Annotated in this window: 13 protein-coding genes and 1 pseudogene; 7 read left to right on the forward strand and 7 right to left on the reverse strand. The window is 67.9% G+C overall.

What is annotated here, in order from left to right:
• The first annotated feature begins 3 nt into the window (after positions 1–3).
• Together hydA and DIE06_RS05080 are read left to right on the forward strand one after the other, a co-directional pair.
• Positions 4–1,419 carry a dihydropyrimidinase gene (gene hydA, locus DIE06_RS05075; protein WP_124660441.1) on the forward strand — a complete coding sequence of 472 codons (1,416 nt, stop codon included), beginning with the start codon at positions 4–6 and terminating at the stop codon, positions 1,417–1,419.
• Positions 1,420–1,487: 68 nt separating this feature from the next.
• Positions 1,488–2,684 carry a serine hydrolase gene (locus DIE06_RS05080; protein ID WP_124660442.1) on the forward strand — a complete coding sequence of 399 codons (1,197 nt, stop codon included), beginning with the start codon at positions 1,488–1,490 and terminating at the stop codon, positions 2,682–2,684.
• 58 nt (positions 2,685–2,742) lie between these two features.
• Here DIE06_RS05080 and DIE06_RS05085 read toward each other — a convergent pair whose 3' ends face one another.
• Positions 2,743–4,101, reverse strand: a complete 1,359-nt coding sequence (locus DIE06_RS05085) for an aspartate aminotransferase family protein (RefSeq protein WP_124660443.1) — start codon at positions 4,099–4,101, stop codon at positions 2,743–2,745.
• A 300-nt stretch (positions 4,102–4,401) separates the two neighbouring features.
• On the opposite strand from DIE06_RS05085, the pseudogene DIE06_RS05090 reads away from it, so the two are divergent.
• Positions 4,402–4,635, forward strand: a pseudogene (locus DIE06_RS05090) (endopolygalacturonase); the annotation flags it as partial.
• A 71-nt stretch (positions 4,636–4,706) separates the two neighbouring features.
• Here the strand turns inward: DIE06_RS05090 and DIE06_RS05095 are convergent.
• Together DIE06_RS05095 and DIE06_RS05100 are read right to left on the reverse strand one after the other, a co-directional pair.
• Positions 4,707–5,213 (reverse strand): GNAT family N-acetyltransferase, encoded by a 507-nt coding sequence (locus DIE06_RS05095; RefSeq protein ID WP_124660444.1) that lies wholly within the window; start codon positions 5,211–5,213, stop codon positions 4,707–4,709.
• 287 nt (positions 5,214–5,500) lie between these two features.
• Positions 5,501–6,115 carry a glycine zipper 2TM domain-containing protein gene (locus tag DIE06_RS05100; RefSeq protein ID WP_124660445.1) on the reverse strand — a complete coding sequence of 205 codons (615 nt, stop codon included), beginning with the start codon at positions 6,113–6,115 and terminating at the stop codon, positions 5,501–5,503.
• 469 nt (positions 6,116–6,584) lie between these two features.
• Between DIE06_RS05100 and DIE06_RS05105 the strand changes: the two genes are divergently transcribed.
• Both DIE06_RS05105 and DIE06_RS05110 read left to right on the forward strand, forming a co-directional pair.
• A complete protein-coding gene (locus DIE06_RS05105; protein WP_124660446.1) occupies positions 6,585–7,784 on the forward strand; it encodes an amidohydrolase family protein in 1,200 nt (399 codons plus the stop codon).
• Positions 7,785–7,854: 70 nt separating this feature from the next.
• On the forward strand, positions 7,855–9,039 hold the full coding sequence (locus DIE06_RS05110; protein ID WP_124660447.1) for an amidohydrolase family protein: 1,185 nt from the start codon (positions 7,855–7,857) through the stop codon (positions 9,037–9,039).
• A 28-nt stretch (positions 9,040–9,067) separates the two neighbouring features.
• On the opposite strand, the gene DIE06_RS05115 is transcribed toward DIE06_RS05110, so the two are convergent.
• Both DIE06_RS05115 and DIE06_RS05120 read right to left on the reverse strand, forming a co-directional pair.
• Positions 9,068–9,934, reverse strand: a complete 867-nt coding sequence (locus tag DIE06_RS05115; protein ID WP_124660448.1) for a LysR family transcriptional regulator — start codon at positions 9,932–9,934, stop codon at positions 9,068–9,070.
• A 230-nt stretch (positions 9,935–10,164) separates the two neighbouring features.
• Entirely contained in the window at positions 10,165–10,644 is a 480-nt protein-coding gene (locus DIE06_RS05120; protein ID WP_124660449.1) for a helix-turn-helix domain-containing protein, read from the reverse strand.
• Positions 10,645–11,104: 460 nt separating this feature from the next.
• On the opposite strand from DIE06_RS05120, the gene DIE06_RS05125 reads away from it, so the two are divergent.
• Together DIE06_RS05125 and DIE06_RS05130 are read left to right on the forward strand one after the other, a co-directional pair.
• Positions 11,105–11,908: an ABC transporter substrate-binding protein gene (locus tag DIE06_RS05125; RefSeq protein ID WP_124660450.1), complete on the forward strand. Its 804-nt coding sequence runs from the start codon at positions 11,105–11,107 to the stop codon at positions 11,906–11,908.
• A 49-nt stretch (positions 11,909–11,957) separates the two neighbouring features.
• A complete protein-coding gene (locus DIE06_RS05130) occupies positions 11,958–12,806 on the forward strand; it encodes a phytanoyl-CoA dioxygenase family protein (protein WP_124660451.1) in 849 nt (282 codons plus the stop codon).
• Between the two features lie 100 nt (positions 12,807–12,906).
• Here the strand turns inward: DIE06_RS05130 and hutC are convergent, their stop codons facing one another.
• Complete coding sequence (hutC, locus tag DIE06_RS05135) at positions 12,907–13,644, reverse strand: histidine utilization repressor (RefSeq protein ID WP_124660452.1); 738 nt, start codon at positions 13,642–13,644, stop codon at positions 12,907–12,909.
• Between the two features lie 44 nt (positions 13,645–13,688).
• Positions 13,689–14,453 (reverse strand): SDR family oxidoreductase, encoded by a 765-nt coding sequence (locus tag DIE06_RS05140; protein ID WP_124660453.1) that lies wholly within the window; start codon positions 14,451–14,453, stop codon positions 13,689–13,691.
• Positions 14,454–14,710: the final 257 nt, after the last annotated feature.

The following is a 14,710-nucleotide window of genomic DNA, read 5'->3' on the forward strand; positions in this document are numbered from 1 at the left end:
GCCATGTCGAACGATCTCGATTTCGTGATCCGTCACGCGGACGTCGTGACGGCGGCGGACCGGTTCTCGTGCGACATCGGCATCCGCGCGGGGCGCGTGGCCATGCTCGGCCACGGGCTGCCGCGCGCGCCGCGCGAGCTCGATGCGGCCGGGATGCTGGTGATGCCGGGCGGCGTCGATGCGCACTGCCATCTCGACCAGCCGATGCCCGACGGGCTGAAGATGGCGGACGACTTCCTGTCCGGCACGCGCTCCGCGCTGTGCGGCGGCACGACCACCGTGGTGCCGTTCGCCGCGCAGGCGAAGGGGCAGTCGCTGCAGGCGGCCGTCGACGACTATCACCGGCGCGCGGAAGGGCGCGCGCTGATCGACTACGGCTTTCACCTGATCGTCGCCGATCCGACGCCGCACGTGCTGGCCGAGGAACTGCCGCGGCTGATCGCGAACGGCTATACGTCGTTCAAGGTGTACATGACCTACGACGACCTGAAGCTGAACGACCGGCAGATGCTCGACGTGCTGTCGGTCGCGCGTGAGCATGGCGCGCTCGTGATGGTGCATGCGGAGAACTCGGACTGCATCGGCTGGCTGACCGAGCGGCTGCTCGGCGACGGCCACGTCGCGCCGCATTTCCACGCGCATGCGCGACCGGCCGTGGTCGAGCGCGAGGCGACGCATCGCGCGATCGCGTTCGCGGAGCTGGTCGACGTGCCGATCCTGATCGTGCACGTGTCGGGCGCCGAGGCGATCGAGCAGATCCGCTGGGGGCAGTCGCGCGGTTTGCCGATCCTGGCCGAAACCTGCCCGCAGTACCTGTACCTGACGGCGGCCGATCTCGGCCATGGCGGTCACGACGGCTACGAGGGCGCGAAGTGCGTATGCAGCCCGCCGCCGCGTGACCCGGCGAACCAGCAGGCCGTGTGGAAGGCATTGAAGCAGGGCGTGTTCTCGGTATTCTCGTCCGATCACGCGCCGTTCAACTACGACGATCCGTGCGGCAAGCATCCGGGCGGCCATGCCGTGTCGTTCGACCATATCCCGAACGGGATCCCTGGGCTCGAGACGCGCTTGCCGCTGCTGTTCGACGGCGTGCGCAAGGGGCACCTGTCGCTGCACCAGTTCGTCGAGCTGACGTCGCTGCGGCCCGCGAAGCTGTACGGGCTGTATCCGCGCAAGGGGACGATCGCGGTCGGTGCCGATGCGGATATCGTCGTGTGGGATCCGGACAAGCGCGTGCGGATCGCGAACGCGTCGCTGCATCATGCGGTCGACTACACGCCTTACGAAGGGATCGAGGTGACGGGCTGGCCGCGTCATTGCCTGTCACGCGGCGAGCTGCTCGTCGAGGATGGCCGGCTGCTCGCCGCCGAACCGGGGCGCGGGCAGTTCCTGCCGGCCGGCAAGCCGTGTCTCGACTGACTTCGCGTGATTCGAAGTGACGGCCCGCCGGAAACGGCGGGTGAGGGTTTCAACAGGAGCACATTCTGATGAGCGTTTCCCATGCAATGCGCGGCATCGCGGCCGCCGCGATCCTCGCCGGGTCGTGCGGTGGCCCGGCGCTGGCCGCGGGCGGCGCGCCGCAGGACCTGCCGAGCGTCGTGCCCGAATCGGTTGGCGTCGATTCGCGCAAGCTCGTCGACCTGTCGCGCTGGATCCGCGAGCAGAAGCTCGACGTGTACAGCCTGCTCGTCGTGAAGGACGGCAAGCTGATCTTCGAGCGCTACGGTGCGAACGCGTCGCGTGATTCGACTTTCGAGCTGTACTCGGTGACGAAGGCCGTGACGTCGCTCGTCGCCGGTATCCTGGTAGATCGCGGCGCCGTGCATCTCGACGAGCCGGTGGCAGCACGGCTCGCCGCGTGGCGACCCGACCTCGGCGGCGCGCTCGCGGACAAGCGCGGCATCGCGCTGAAGCACGTGCTGTCGATGTCGAGCGGCCTGCATTACGACTTCAGCCCGAAGGACGATCCGATCTACTACACCGCGCCGGATCGGCTGAAGCTCGCGGCGTCGGCTTCGCCGAAGGTCGCGCCCGGCACCGTGTTCGACTACACCGACGTGAACCCGATCCTCGCGTCGGCGATGTTGAGCGCGGCGGCCGGCGAACCCGTCGAGCGCTATGCGCAGACGCATCTGTTTGCCCCGCTGGACATGAAGCGCGCGGCGTGGGAGCGCGCGGACCGCACCGGGCTCGTGTCGGCCGGCTGGGGGCTGCGGCTGCGCGCGGTCGACATGGCGAAGATCGGCATGCTCGTGCTCGACGGCGGGCGCTGGCAGGGGCGGCAGGTCGTGCCGCAAGCGTGGATCGCGCAGATGACGGCGCCGCGCGTGTCGCCGCATTTCGGCTACTACTGGTGGATCAACAACATCGTCGACAGCGAGCCGGAATTCGACGCGATGGGCTTCAAGGGGCAATTCATCACGGTGCTGCCGAAGCGCAATACGGTGATCGTGATGACGGGCGTGCTGCCGGTGGACGGCGGGCTGCGCGATGCGGAGAACGTGAAGCTGTTCCGGCGGATGGTGAACGGCTACATCCTGCCGGCGCTCGATGGCGGCGCTGCGTCGGGGCAGGGTGCCGGCGGCGGCGATACGCGCGCGGCGCTGCGCGACGAGCTTGAAGTGAGTGCGCGCTCCGCAGGGGTGCCTGGCGCGCAGGTCGATCCGACCGATTTGCCGAAATAGCTTGGGTGCATGCTTCCGGCTCGCGCGTGCTGGCGAGCCGGACGTGCCGCTCGTCACATCACGCCAGTTCGCCCAGGCACGCGTCGAACTGCGCGACGAGCGTGTCGACGTCGTCGGCCGTCGTCTGCGGACACACGAGCATCATGTTGTGGAACGGCGTGATCAGCACGCCGCGGTTCAGCAGGTATAGATGCACGATGTGCTCGAGTTCGCTGTCGAGCTGTTCGCCCGCGATCGTGCCGTTGCGCGGCGGTGCGGGCGTGAACTGGAACTCGGTGCGCGCGCCGATGCGCGTCACGCACCACGGCAGCCCGTGTTTCGCGATCGCCCGCTCGAGCCCGGTGGCGAGCCGCGCGGCCAGCTCGAACATGTGCGTATACGCGGTGTCGGTCGCGACTTCGGCGAGCGTCGCGCGCATCGCATGCATCGCCAGCATGTTCGCGGTGAGCGTCGTGCCGATCCCGGAATGGCCGGGCGGCGCGTTCAGCTTCGCCTGCTTCGCGCGTTCGGCGAATTCGGCGCTGAAGCCGTACACCGCGCACGGCACGCCGCCCGCGATCGGCTTGCCGACCACCAGCGCGTCCGGTTCGAGACCGTGCGCGGCCGCATAGCCGCCCGGGCCACTGCTGATCGTGTGGGTTTCGTCGATCACGAGCAGCGTGCCGTAGCGGCGCGTCAGTTCGCGCGCGGCTTCCCAGAAGCCCGGCTCCGGCAGCACCATCCCGATGTTCGTCATTGCCGGCTCGGCGAGTACGCACGCGACGTCGCCGTCCTTCAGCGCCGCTTCGAGCGCGGCCAGATCGTTGAACTCGACGACGCGCGTGTTCGCGAGCAGGTCGTAGGACTGTCCGAGCAGGCTGTCGCGCTGCACCGGGCGGCCGTCGACGAGATCGACGAACACGTCGTCGACCGTGCCGTGATAGCAGCCGTTGAACACGACGATCGTGTTGCGGCCGGTGGCCGCGCGCGCCCAGCGCAGCACGAAGCGGTTCGCGTCGCTCGCGCTCAGCGCGAACTGCCAGACCGGCAGCCTGAAGCGGCGCGCGAGTTCGCGCGACACCCAGGCGGCGTCCTCGCTCGGCAGCATCGTCGTGTAGCCGCGCGTCGCCTGTTCGGCGAGCGCGCGCGCGACCGGCTCGGGCGCATGGCCGAACATCGCGCCCGTGTCGCCGAGGCAGAAGTCCGCGTAGCGGTGACCGTCGACGTCGGTGAAGGTCGCGCCGCGCGCTTCCTTCACGACCAGCGAGAACGGGGTCGACCAGTCCTGCATCCAGTGCAACGGCACACCGAACAGCAGGTGCTCGGCCGCTTCCGCGGACAACGCGCGGGAAATCGGCATGGCTTCGGTGAATGCACGGCGCTCGCGATCGAACAGCGCGCGGGCGCGGATGAGGTCGACTCCGTGGCGGGTCTGCAATTGAGGCTCCTGTGTCGATTTGAATGGACGGGTGAGGCCTCCGCGAGCTTGTCACATTCCATGCGCGCGGTCGATTCGGACCGGACCGTGTATCCGCCAGATATGAAATTTGTGCGCATAAAGATACGACAACGTACATCCGTGAGAGGTGATCAGAAAGTGAGTGTGCGCACACATACTGAGAAATTTGTCGGCAAAACAGGGTAAAAGACAGATACGTCCTCGGTTTCGATCGCATCTAGACTTCGCGATGTAGTACGACGGCGTATGAATGATGATCCGTCGCCCGGCGCACCTGGTATTGCGCAGGGGCCGGGCACGTTCGACTACAACGGCACGCCGCCGACGCCCGCCGAGCAGCCGATCTCCGGCGTGACGATCAGCAACTGCGACTTCGGTACGCCGGTCGCGTCGGGCACGCCGACGGTCACGTCGCCGGGGCCGATCTACGCGTTCAACGGGAACGCGATGACGCTGACGAACGTGACGATCGCCGGGCAGGCGGTCAATGCGACGATCACCGACAAGCGGTGAGGTGATGGAGGAGGAAAGCGTTCGCGTGCGGCCGATCGATGCACGCGAACGCGAGGCTGAATGCGAACGCGTTACGCCAGCGTCTTGACCATGTGGTGTTCGTCGTAGAAGCGGCCGTCGACGAACAGCGAGCGCGGTTCCGTGCCGAACCGGACGAACCCTTGCGACGCGTACAGCCGTTCCGCGGTGCCGTTGATCGCGTTCACGCACAGCATCAGTTGCCGGCATGCCCACGCCTGTGCCGCATGCGCGGTCGCGCTGTCGAGCAGCGATTGCGCGATGCCGCGCCCGCGATATGCGGGGTCGACGAACACGCCCCAGATCGTCGCCTTGTGCGCGACCTTGGCGCGCGCATCGCGCCGCACGCCCGTGATGCCGACGAGCGATGCGTCGTCGAATGCGCCGAACACGGCGCGCTCATGGGTCGCGGTGATGCGCGTCGCGAATTCGTCGACCGGGACACCGGCTTCTTCGTCGCGGGTCGGCAGGAACGAGGTCGGCGACGTGTCGACCGCGCGGAGGCGGACGGACTGGAATTGCGCCGCGTCGGCGGCATCGAGCAGGCGGATCGTGATCATCGGGGTGCGATTGTCGTTGGTTTGCCGAGCGGTCGGAATCTGCGGCGCGATGCGCGGCAGGGCATCGACAATGCTAAGCCGAAACGTGTTTGCTCGTGCGAGCGTCGACCGTGTGCGGAAGACGACGGTGAAGGACCGTACGCGACAAGCGTGCCGCGCTGCCTGAAGGAGACTGAAGGAAGGGGATGAAGCGATGCGCGCCCGCCGTCGCGCCGAAGCGGCGCACGGCGTGGAACGCGCGAAATCGTGGATACGCGCCCGATCAGCTCAGGCGCATGCGACCCGAATCAATACCGCGACAGCTGATTGCCGTTGATCTGCACACGATCGCCCGGGCGCAGGTCGCCCGGCGACTGCACGTCGAACGAGCGCGTCGAGCCGTCGCTGACCCGCACGTCGATCCGGTAGCTGCTCGGCGGTTGGGCCGCGCCCATCTGCTGGCCGATCTGGTTGCCGGCGACGGCACCGCCAAGCGCGCCGATCACGGTGGCGGCATCACGGCCGTGGCCGCGGCCGAACTGGTTGCCCACCAGGCCGCCGACCAGCGCACCGACGACGGTGCCGGCGACGCCCGACGTGCCGACCGAGCCGTTGACCGGCTGGATGTTCGCGACGGTGCCGTATTGCGTGCCGTAGCCGTTGCCGTACTGGCCGCCGTAAGGCTGCGGGTTGCCGTATTGGTCGTACTGCGGCGCCTGGCTCGGATACGCCGGCTGTTGCGGCTGCACGTAGCCGGGTTGCGAATACGCGGGCTGTGCATAGCCGGGCGTCGCGTATTGCTGCTGCGGATAGCCCGGTTGCGCGCCGTAGTAGCCCGGCGCGACACAGGCGGTCAGCGGAAGCGCCGCCACGGCGATGAGCGTGGCGAACAGGACGGTCTTCGTGGAAGGCATGCGCATCATGGTGTTTCCCTGCATCGGCAACGTGTTCGCCGACGAATTCCGGGACGGGTGGCGAACTCGGCGTGAGTATAAGGAAAGGGCGGATGCGCGTCCGGTGCGGCGGGGTAACAACGTGTAAAGTCTGTTGCCGCGCAAATCGCCGGCCCGGCGGGGCGCTGAAGCGGGCGCCGGCAACGGTGCGACGCGGCCTTCGGGCGCCCTCGTTCCGGTGACGCGGCGTGCGGTTCGACGTCGGCTTTTTCATCGTTTCCGCCGCGATCCCGCCCCGTCATCGCACCAGCTCCGGCCAGCATGCGCGCCGTACATCACGAAATCGAATGCGCGGCATCGCGACATTTAATTGGCCACTGGCCACCCCGTCCGATATCGTGACCGCATGCCCTGCAACGGTCGCACCGCGCCGGCCGCGGCTCCTTCCCCCTGTCCGCGTCGGCGTCGCGCAGCGACCGCCCGATACACACTCCGAGTCATGACCGATCGCTTCTTCACCCACGCCGTCGACGCCGGCGGCCAGCCCGTCAACCTCGTCGTCCATGATGGGCGCTTCGTCGCGATCGGCGCCGATTGCACCGCCGCGCCCGGCGCGGAAACGATCGACCTCGGCGGGCGCGTCGTGCTGCCCGGCTTCGTCGACGGCCACATTCATCTCGACAAGAGCTTCGTCGGCGACCGCTGGGTGCCGCATGAACCGGTCCGCTCGCTGCGCGAGCGGCTCGCGGTCGAGAAGCGCCAGCTCGCGGCTGCGCCGCCGATTGCCGCGCGCGCGAATGCGCTGATCGAGCAGGCCGCCGCGTTCGGTACGATCGCGATGCGCAGCCACGTCGACGTCGACGCGACGACGGGCCTGTCGCACCTGCAGGCCGTGATGGCCGTGCGGGAACAATGGCGCGGGATCGTCGACATCGAACTGGTCGCGTTTCCGCAGGCCGGCGTGGTGACGTGCCCGGGCACCGCCGCGATCCTCGATGCGGCCGTGCGCGAAGGCGCGGACGTGGTCGGCGGGATCGACCCGACGACGCTCGACGGCGACGCGGACGGCCAGCTCGATATCGTGTTCGGCATCGCCGAGAAGCGCGGTGCGAAGATCGACATCCACCTGCACGAACCGGGCGAGACCGGCATCGCGCAACTGCTGCGAATCGCGGCACGGACGCGCGCGGCGGGCCTCGGCGGCCGCGTGAACGTGAGCCATGCCTATGCGCTCGGCCAGGTCGATCATGGCGACGTCGAGCGTGCGGCCGCGGCACTCGCCAACGCCGGCGTGTCGATCCTGACCAACGCGCCGGGCGACTGCGCGTTTCCGCCGGTGCGGCAGCTGCGCGATGCCGGCGTGCACGTGTTCGCCGGCAACGACAACATTCGCGATGCGTGGTGGCCGTACGGCAACGGCGACATGCTGCAGCGCGCGATGATGGTCGGCTACCGCTCGGGCTTTCATACCGACGAAGCGCTCGGCATCGCGCTCGACATGGCGACGCACGCCGGCGCGCGCGCGATCGGCAAAGCCGACTACGGGATCGCGGTCGGCTGCGACGCAAGTTTCGTCGCGGTGCGTGCGCCCAATGCGGCGGCGGCCGTCGCCGGCGTGCCGGCCGAACGCTGGGTGTTCCGCCGCGGCGAAAGCGATACCGATGCGCCGTTTGCGCCGGCACCGCGCTTCGCGCGATAACGACCTGACCGCCGTGACGGTGCGTGCATCGTCACGGCCTTGCACTGACCGACCACACACCGGAACCGACATGACGAACCTGCTGATCCGCAACGTCCGCACGCACGCCGACGAGGCGCTCGACATCCTGATCGAAGGCGAGCGCATCGCGCGCGTCGGCCCGTCGCTCGACGCGCCCGCCGGCTGCGCGATCGAGGACGGCGCGGGCGCGCTCGCGCTGCCCGGCCTCGTCGAAGGCCATACGCACCTCGACAAGACCCACTGGGGGATGCCGTGGTATCGCAACGCGGTGGGGCCGCGCCTCGTCGACCGTATCGAGAACGAGCGCCACTACCGTGCGACGAGCGGCCATGACGCGGGCGCCGCGTCGCTCGCGCTGTCGCGCGCGTTCCTCGCGGCCGGCACGACGCGCATCCGCACGCACGTCGACGTCGACACCGAGGCCGGGCTGCGGCATCTGCACGGCGTGCTCGCGACGCGCGAGACGCTGCGCGGCCAGGTGGAAATCCAGATCGTCGCGTTTCCGCAGTCGGGCGTGCTCAAGCGGCCCGGCACCGCCGCGCTGCTGTCCGACGCGCTGCGCGCGGGCGCCGACCTGCTCGGCGGGCTCGACCCGTGCGCGATCGAAGGCGATCCGGTGGAAGCGGTGGACATGCTGTTCGGGATCGCCGAGCGCCACGGCCGCGGGCTCGATCTTCATCTGCACGAGCGCGGCTCGATGGGTGCGTATTCGCTCGACCTCATCTTGCAGCGCACGGCCGCGCTCGGCATGCAGGGCAAGGTCACGATCAGCCACGGCTTCTGCCTCGGCGATCTCGCGGAGCGCGAGCGCGACGCGCTGCTCGCGCGGATGGCCGAACTCGGCGTCGCGATCGTCACGACCGCGCCGGCGGCGGTGCCGGTGCCGTCGGTCGTCGCCTGCCGCGCGGCCGGCGTGACCGTGATCGGCGGCAACGACGGCGTGCGCGATACGTGGACGCCGTACGGTTCGCCCGACATGCTCGAACGCGCGATGCTGATCGGCATGCGCAACGATTTCCGCCGCGACGACGCGCTCGAAATCGCGCTCGACTGTGTGACGCACGGCGCGGCACGCGGTTGCGGCTTCGCCGACTACGGCCTGGAAGCGGGCAAGCGTGCGGACGTCGTGCTCGTCGATGCGCTGACGTTCGCCGAGGCCGTCGTCGCGCGGCCGACGCGGCGGCTCGTCGTGTCGTCGGGGAAGATCGTCGCGCGCGACGGCGCGCTGGTCTGAGACGAGCGCCGCAGCGCGCCGGCTGTGCTCATTCCCGCTCGTGTTCGAGCATCGCCGCGAGTGCTTTCGTCAATTCGCTGACCATCGGATCGGCCGTCGGCCGATGCAGGATCGCGATGTCCATGTTCTCGATCGGCGCGAAGCCGCCGTGCTCCTCGGTCAGCACCACGTGGTCGTCGGTCACCACGCGCGCGGGCAGCACACTGATGCCGAGGCCGTCCGCGACGGCCGCCTGGATGCCGCTCAGGCTCGACGTCGTGAAGCTGATCCGCCAGCGGCGGCCGCGTTCCTCGATCGCCTTGATCATGTCGTCGCGATAGAGCCCGCGCGGCGGAAACACGACGATCGGCACCGGGTCGAGCCCGATCGTCGGATGTTGCGCGCTGTCGATCCAGCGCAGCTTCTCCGGCCAGCGCGCCACCGCCTCGCGGCTGTCGCGCCGCTGCTTGATCAGCACGAGATCGAGTTCGCCGCGATCGTAGGCCGCGCAGATGTCGCGGCTCAGTCCGCACATCACCTCGAGCTTCACCTGCGGATGATCGCGCTTGAACGCGGCGAGCGCATGGGTCGTGCGGCCTGCCGCGAAATCGTCGGGCACGCCGAGCCGGATCGTCAGCGCGACGGTCGCGCCCGACAGCGCTTCCAGCATCTCGTCGTTCAGCGCGATCATGCGCCGCGCGTAGCTCAGCACCGTCACGCCCGCGTCGGTCGGCCGCACGTCGCGCGTGCCGCGATCGAGCAGGCGATGCCCGGCGATCTCCTCCAGCCGCCGCACCTTCTGGCTGACCGTCGACTGCGTCGAATGCAGACGCGCGGACGCGGTCGTGAAGCTGCCGCAGTCGGCGACCATCACGAGTGCGCGCAACAGGTCGAGGTCGAACAAAGGTCTATTCATTTCTGCACTTTTCCGGATTCGAGCATTTCATTTCCAAATGCGTGCGACGACTTTTAACATGGCCGGAACTTGCGGGCAATCGCGGTTTCGCCGGACCTGGCGCGGCTGTGCGGGCGCACATGCATGGAGGGCGCCGGATGTGGTTCAAACGGATGGCGATCGTCGGCTCGTTTGCGTTGACGACGCTTGTCACTGGCGGCGGGAAGGCGGTAGGTCAGCGCGGGCTGCGGTCAGATCCAAACTTTCCGATAGAGACGAAGCGCCTTCGACCAAGTCGCAAGGTGCGTCCAGATCGCGCGGAGCGGCGTGCCCGAGTGTGCTGCGGCTTCTTCGGCGGCCTTGACCACAACGGGCAGTGGCACTTCGTCGAGGATGACGGAAAACTGCGACTCGTATCCTGCCGGAATCCGGCCCGTGGTCAACGCGTCGGCCAGCAGTCGCTCAGTCAACTCGCCCTTGTAGTTGACGTTCGCGCTGACGACGGCCTTGTAGAGCCCGTTGTGATCCTTGCGCGGATGCGCCGTGATTTCGATGCCGAGTACGCCGAGCAGTCGGATCAGCTTGCTGATCCCGATGTCGTTGATCGTTCCGATTTCAAGCTGGTTCAAGGTCAGGGGCAACACGCCGGCGAGTTTTGCCAGTGGGTGCTGAGTCAGATCGAGTTCCGTCCTTCGATTGGCGACGGCCTGGCCGATTTCATAGAGCTGCATGTCGATTTCCTGACGCCGGGAGTGTCGAATGTAAGGCAGATCCTGCTCAGGCGATTCCCAATGCGGTATAGGCTGGAGCGACGATTTCGAAGATCCACTCGGTAGAGAGCCAGAGTATCTGTCGAATATCGACACACCCACTCTGTGGATATCTGGAAAAGCACACTCTCGACCGACTGTGCGCCTCATCGGGTAAACACCGGAAAATTCGGCAATTTAAGCTAAATCATCGTGTAACGATTGTTATCCCGTCCTTCCTGCGCGATTTCTCCCCTCAACTCCCCGCAATTCGCTCCACCGTCATTTCCCCCGCTTGCGCTCGAGAATTGAGCAGTCTAGACTGCATCGCAGTTTCATCGAAGTCCCCGTCTTTCGCGTACCGCGTCGGGCCTGCCCGCACGACGCTCCCCAACGGACGCCCGGCGCTTGCCCGCCACGTCGAGACCACAAGGACACAACCATGAACTGCACTGCAAAGCTCGTCGTTTCCGCGCTGGCGTTCGCGCCGCTCGTCTCGTTCGCGCAGGACACGGCAACGATCCGCTGGGGCATCGATCCCACCTATCCGCCGTTCGAGGCGAAGCAGCCCGACGGCTCGCTCGCCGGCTTCGACATCGACCTGCGCAATGCGATCTGCGAGCAGCTGCGCGCGAAATGCGTGTGGGTCGAGCAGGGCTTCGACGGGATGATTCCCGCGCTGCGCGCGCGCAAGTTCGACGTGATCATGTCCGCGATGACGGCCACCGACGAGCGGCTCAAGCAGATCGACTTCTCGAACAAGCTGTATGCGTCGCCGGGCGCGCTCGTCGCGCCGGCCGGCTCGACGCTGCTGCCGACGGCCGCATCACTCGCCGGCAAGCGCATCGGGATCGACCAGGGCACGACGCAGGAGGCGTACGCGAAGGCCGAATGGGCGACCAAGGGCGTGACGATCGTGTCGTACCAGAACCAGGACCAGGTGTATCAGGACCTGGTGAACGGCCGTCTCGACGCGACCTTCCAGGACAAGACGCAGGCCGGCTATTCGTTCCTGAAGACGCCGCGCGGCAAGGGCTACGCGTTTGCGGGCCCCGACGTGACCGACGTGCGCATCACCGGCTACGGCGTCGCGATGGGCGTGCGCAAGGGCGACGCCGACATGAAGAAGCGGCTGAACGACGCGATCGCCGCGATCCGCGCGAACGGTACGTACCAGAAGATCGCCGCGAAATACTTCGACTTCGACATCTACGGCGCGAAGCAGCAATTGACCGCCGCGCCGTGACCTCATGACCCCCCAACACCCCGTGATTCATCCCATCGACAGGCAAGCCATGACGAGTATCCAGGACCGCGTCGCGAAAGCCGTGACGCCCGAACTGATCGCCGCCTTCCGCGACGAGGGCGCGGTATGCATCAAGGGTATCTTCTCGCCCGACGAAGTGGCCGCGCTGCGTGCCGGCATCGACGCGAACCTCGCGCAGCCGAGCGAGCGAGCGAAGGTCGCGAGCCGGCCCGACGATCCGGGCTGGTTCTTCGAGGACTTCTGCAACTGGCGGCACAACGACGCATACCGCGACTTCATCGTGCGTTCGCCCGCACCATCGGTGGCCGCCGCGCTGATGGGCACGCAGACCGTGCGGCTGCATCACGACCACCTGCTCGTGAAGGAACCCGGCACGCGGCAGCGCACGCCGTGGCACCAGGACCAGCCGTACTACAACATCGAAGGCGACGACAACGTCAGCATGTGGATTCCGGTCGATCCGGTGCCGCTCGAATCGACGCTGGAATTCGTCGCGGGTTCGCACCAGGGGCCGTGGCTGATGCCGCGCACGTTCATGGACAAGGAGGCGAAGTGGTTCCCGGAAGGCAGCCTCGCCGACCTGCCCGACATCGAGGCCGACCGTTCCGCGTTCCCGATCCGCCATTGGGCGCTCGAGCCGGGCGACATGGTGTGCTTCCGGATGCTGACGCTGCATGCGTCGGGCGGGACGCAGAACCGACGGCGCGCGTTCTCGATCCGCTTCGTCGGCGACGATATCCGTCACGCGCCGCGCCGCTGGAAGACGTCGCCCGATTTCCCGGGGCTCGCGGACGAGCTGCCGGACGGCGCGCCGCTCGAGCATGCGCTGTTTCCGGTCGTGTGGTCGCGCGACGCGGGGCAGGTCGGGGCGATCTGAGCGGCTGACAGCGACGACGTCACGTGATGTCACGCGCGCGGCGGCCGTTTCGCGATGAAGCGGCCGCCGCGCGCGGTCGTTTTCGAACGTCGGGGACGGTTCAGGTCTGGTGACGGCCGGCGCCCGGCTTGAAGCGCGAGCCGAGCCGGTAGCGGTTGCCCGGATGCAGGAAGTGCACGAACGTGACGGGCAGCCCGTTCGTCCAGGTGCGGCGCGTGAGGGTGAGGCACGGCTCGTCGGCGCGCATGTCGAGCAGTCGCGCCTGTTCGCTGGTCGGCAGCGACGCGTCGACGACGTGCTCGATTTCCAGTTCGTAGTGCGACACGTTGTTGAACAGGTATTCGGACGGCGGCTCGACCTGGAAATCCTGATCGATGAAGTCGGGCGCGGCGGCCGGGTTCACGTAGCGATCCTCGAGCTGGATCGGGCGGCCGTTTTCCTCATGCACGCACACCACGTGAAAGACCGGCGTGTTGACCGCCAGCCCGAACGCGGCCGCGACGTCGAACGACGCGGGCTCGCGCGACTGGCTGAGCACGCGGCAGCGGTACTCGTGGCCGCGCGCGCGGATCTCGTCGCGGATGTGCGCGATCATCAGCAGGTTCGACTGCGGCTTCACCTCGGCGACGAAGGTGCCGACGCCCGCGATGCGCTTCAGCACGCCTTCCTCGGTCAGCTCGCGCAGCGCGCGGTTGACCGTCATGCGCGCGACGCCGAATTGCGCGGCGAGGTCGAGTTCGGACGGAATGCGGTCCCCCGGGCGCCAGTCGCCCGCATCGACGTTCTGGCGAACGAGCGCCTTGATTTGCTGGAACGGTGCGGTGGCCTTTGTGACCATCGGGGAATCCTTGGGGAAGAGCAACCGCGAAATTCTATCCCGGATCAGGTCGCGGGCAGTTCGCGAACGTCGGTCGTCGGCACCGAACCGAACGCGTCGCTCAGTGCATAGCCGATCAGCTGCCGCGCGGCGGCCTCGGGCGTCGACAGCGCGCCGCTCGCCTTCAGCTCGTCGAATTTCTCGCGCATCGGGAAGTTCGCTTCGCTGGTCGAGCGGATCGTCGCCTGCATGCCCGTATCGACGACGCCCGGCGCGACGCTGCAGATCCGCAGCGCGCGGTTCGCGTCGAGCGCGACGGCGCGTGCGTGATGATCGAGCGCGGCCTTGGTCGCGCAATAGACGCTCCAGCCCGCGTATGCGTTGCGCGCGGCGCCGCTCGACACGTGCAGGATCCGGCATTCGGTCGGGGCCGATACCGCCTGCACGAGCGCGGTCGACAACATCAGCGGTGCCGCGACGTTCAGGCCGACCGCGCGCGCGACGAGCGCCGGGTCCTGCGCGTCGAGCGGTCCGATCGGATCGACGATGCCCGCGTTGTTGAAGAGCAGCACGATCGACGCGCCGTCGACGAAGCGCCGCAGCGTGTCTCCGGCCAGCCAGGTCGCGATGGCCGATGTGTCCGACAGGTCGAGTTCGATTTCGGCGAAGCGGTCGCCGGCCTGTGCGGCGAGCGACGGATGACGGCTGCGCGACACGCCAAGCACGGCGATGCCTTCCTGCAGCAGTTGTTCGGCGAGCGATGCGCCGAGGCCGCGCGTGTGTCCGGTGACGATGGCGCGCACGTTCGGCGCTAAGGAGGATGCAGTCATGGCGGTGAATGAGTGAACGGATGAACCGTGTTGACGAGTGCGGCGTGCAGGCGCGGCGAGCGGGACGGGCGATGCGCGGCGTTGGCGTGGCGTGCGAAGGCGGCCCGCACGGCCCCGCGTGTCCGGTTGAACGCCTATCGTAGCGCCGGCCACCGCGACGCGCAAACGCGTGGCGCCGGGCCCCACGTCGCGAGCTATCATATGGCTCGCCCGTACGCGACGCCGGACGGGCCGCGACCGTTTCCCTTCACCTGCTG

The organism is Burkholderia sp. Bp8998 (genome assembly GCF_003854235.1).
In the GTDB taxonomy this organism is placed as follows: Bacteria; Pseudomonadota; Gammaproteobacteria; order Burkholderiales; family Burkholderiaceae; genus Burkholderia.

What these genes read in the sequence shown, in the direction of transcription:
- hydA (WP_124660441.1), top strand. Translation starts at nt 4, where the DNA reads ATGTCGAACGATCTCGATTTCGTGATCCGTCACGCGGACGTCGTGACG.
- DIE06_RS05080 (WP_124660442.1), top strand. Translation starts at nt 1,488, where the DNA reads ATGAGCGTTTCCCATGCAATGCGCGGCATCGCGGCCGCCGCGATCCTC.
- DIE06_RS05095 (WP_124660444.1), bottom strand. Translation starts at nt 5,213, where the DNA reads ATGATCACGATCCGCCTGCTCGATGCCGCCGACGCGGCGCAATTCCAG.
- DIE06_RS05100 (WP_124660445.1), bottom strand. Translation starts at nt 6,115, where the DNA reads ATGATGCGCATGCCTTCCACGAAGACCGTCCTGTTCGCCACGCTCATC.
- DIE06_RS05105 (WP_124660446.1), top strand. Translation starts at nt 6,585, where the DNA reads ATGACCGATCGCTTCTTCACCCACGCCGTCGACGCCGGCGGCCAGCCC.
- DIE06_RS05110 (WP_124660447.1), top strand. Translation starts at nt 7,855, where the DNA reads ATGACGAACCTGCTGATCCGCAACGTCCGCACGCACGCCGACGAGGCG.
- DIE06_RS05115 (WP_124660448.1), bottom strand. Translation starts at nt 9,934, where the DNA reads ATGAATAGACCTTTGTTCGACCTCGACCTGTTGCGCGCACTCGTGATG.
- DIE06_RS05120 (WP_124660449.1), bottom strand. Translation starts at nt 10,644, where the DNA reads ATGCAGCTCTATGAAATCGGCCAGGCCGTCGCCAATCGAAGGACGGAA.
- DIE06_RS05125 (WP_124660450.1), top strand. Translation starts at nt 11,105, where the DNA reads ATGAACTGCACTGCAAAGCTCGTCGTTTCCGCGCTGGCGTTCGCGCCG.
- DIE06_RS05130 (WP_124660451.1), top strand. Translation starts at nt 11,958, where the DNA reads ATGACGAGTATCCAGGACCGCGTCGCGAAAGCCGTGACGCCCGAACTG.
- hutC (WP_124660452.1), bottom strand. Translation starts at nt 13,644, where the DNA reads ATGGTCACAAAGGCCACCGCACCGTTCCAGCAAATCAAGGCGCTCGTT.
- DIE06_RS05140 (WP_124660453.1), bottom strand. Translation starts at nt 14,453, where the DNA reads ATGACTGCATCCTCCTTAGCGCCGAACGTGCGCGCCATCGTCACCGGA.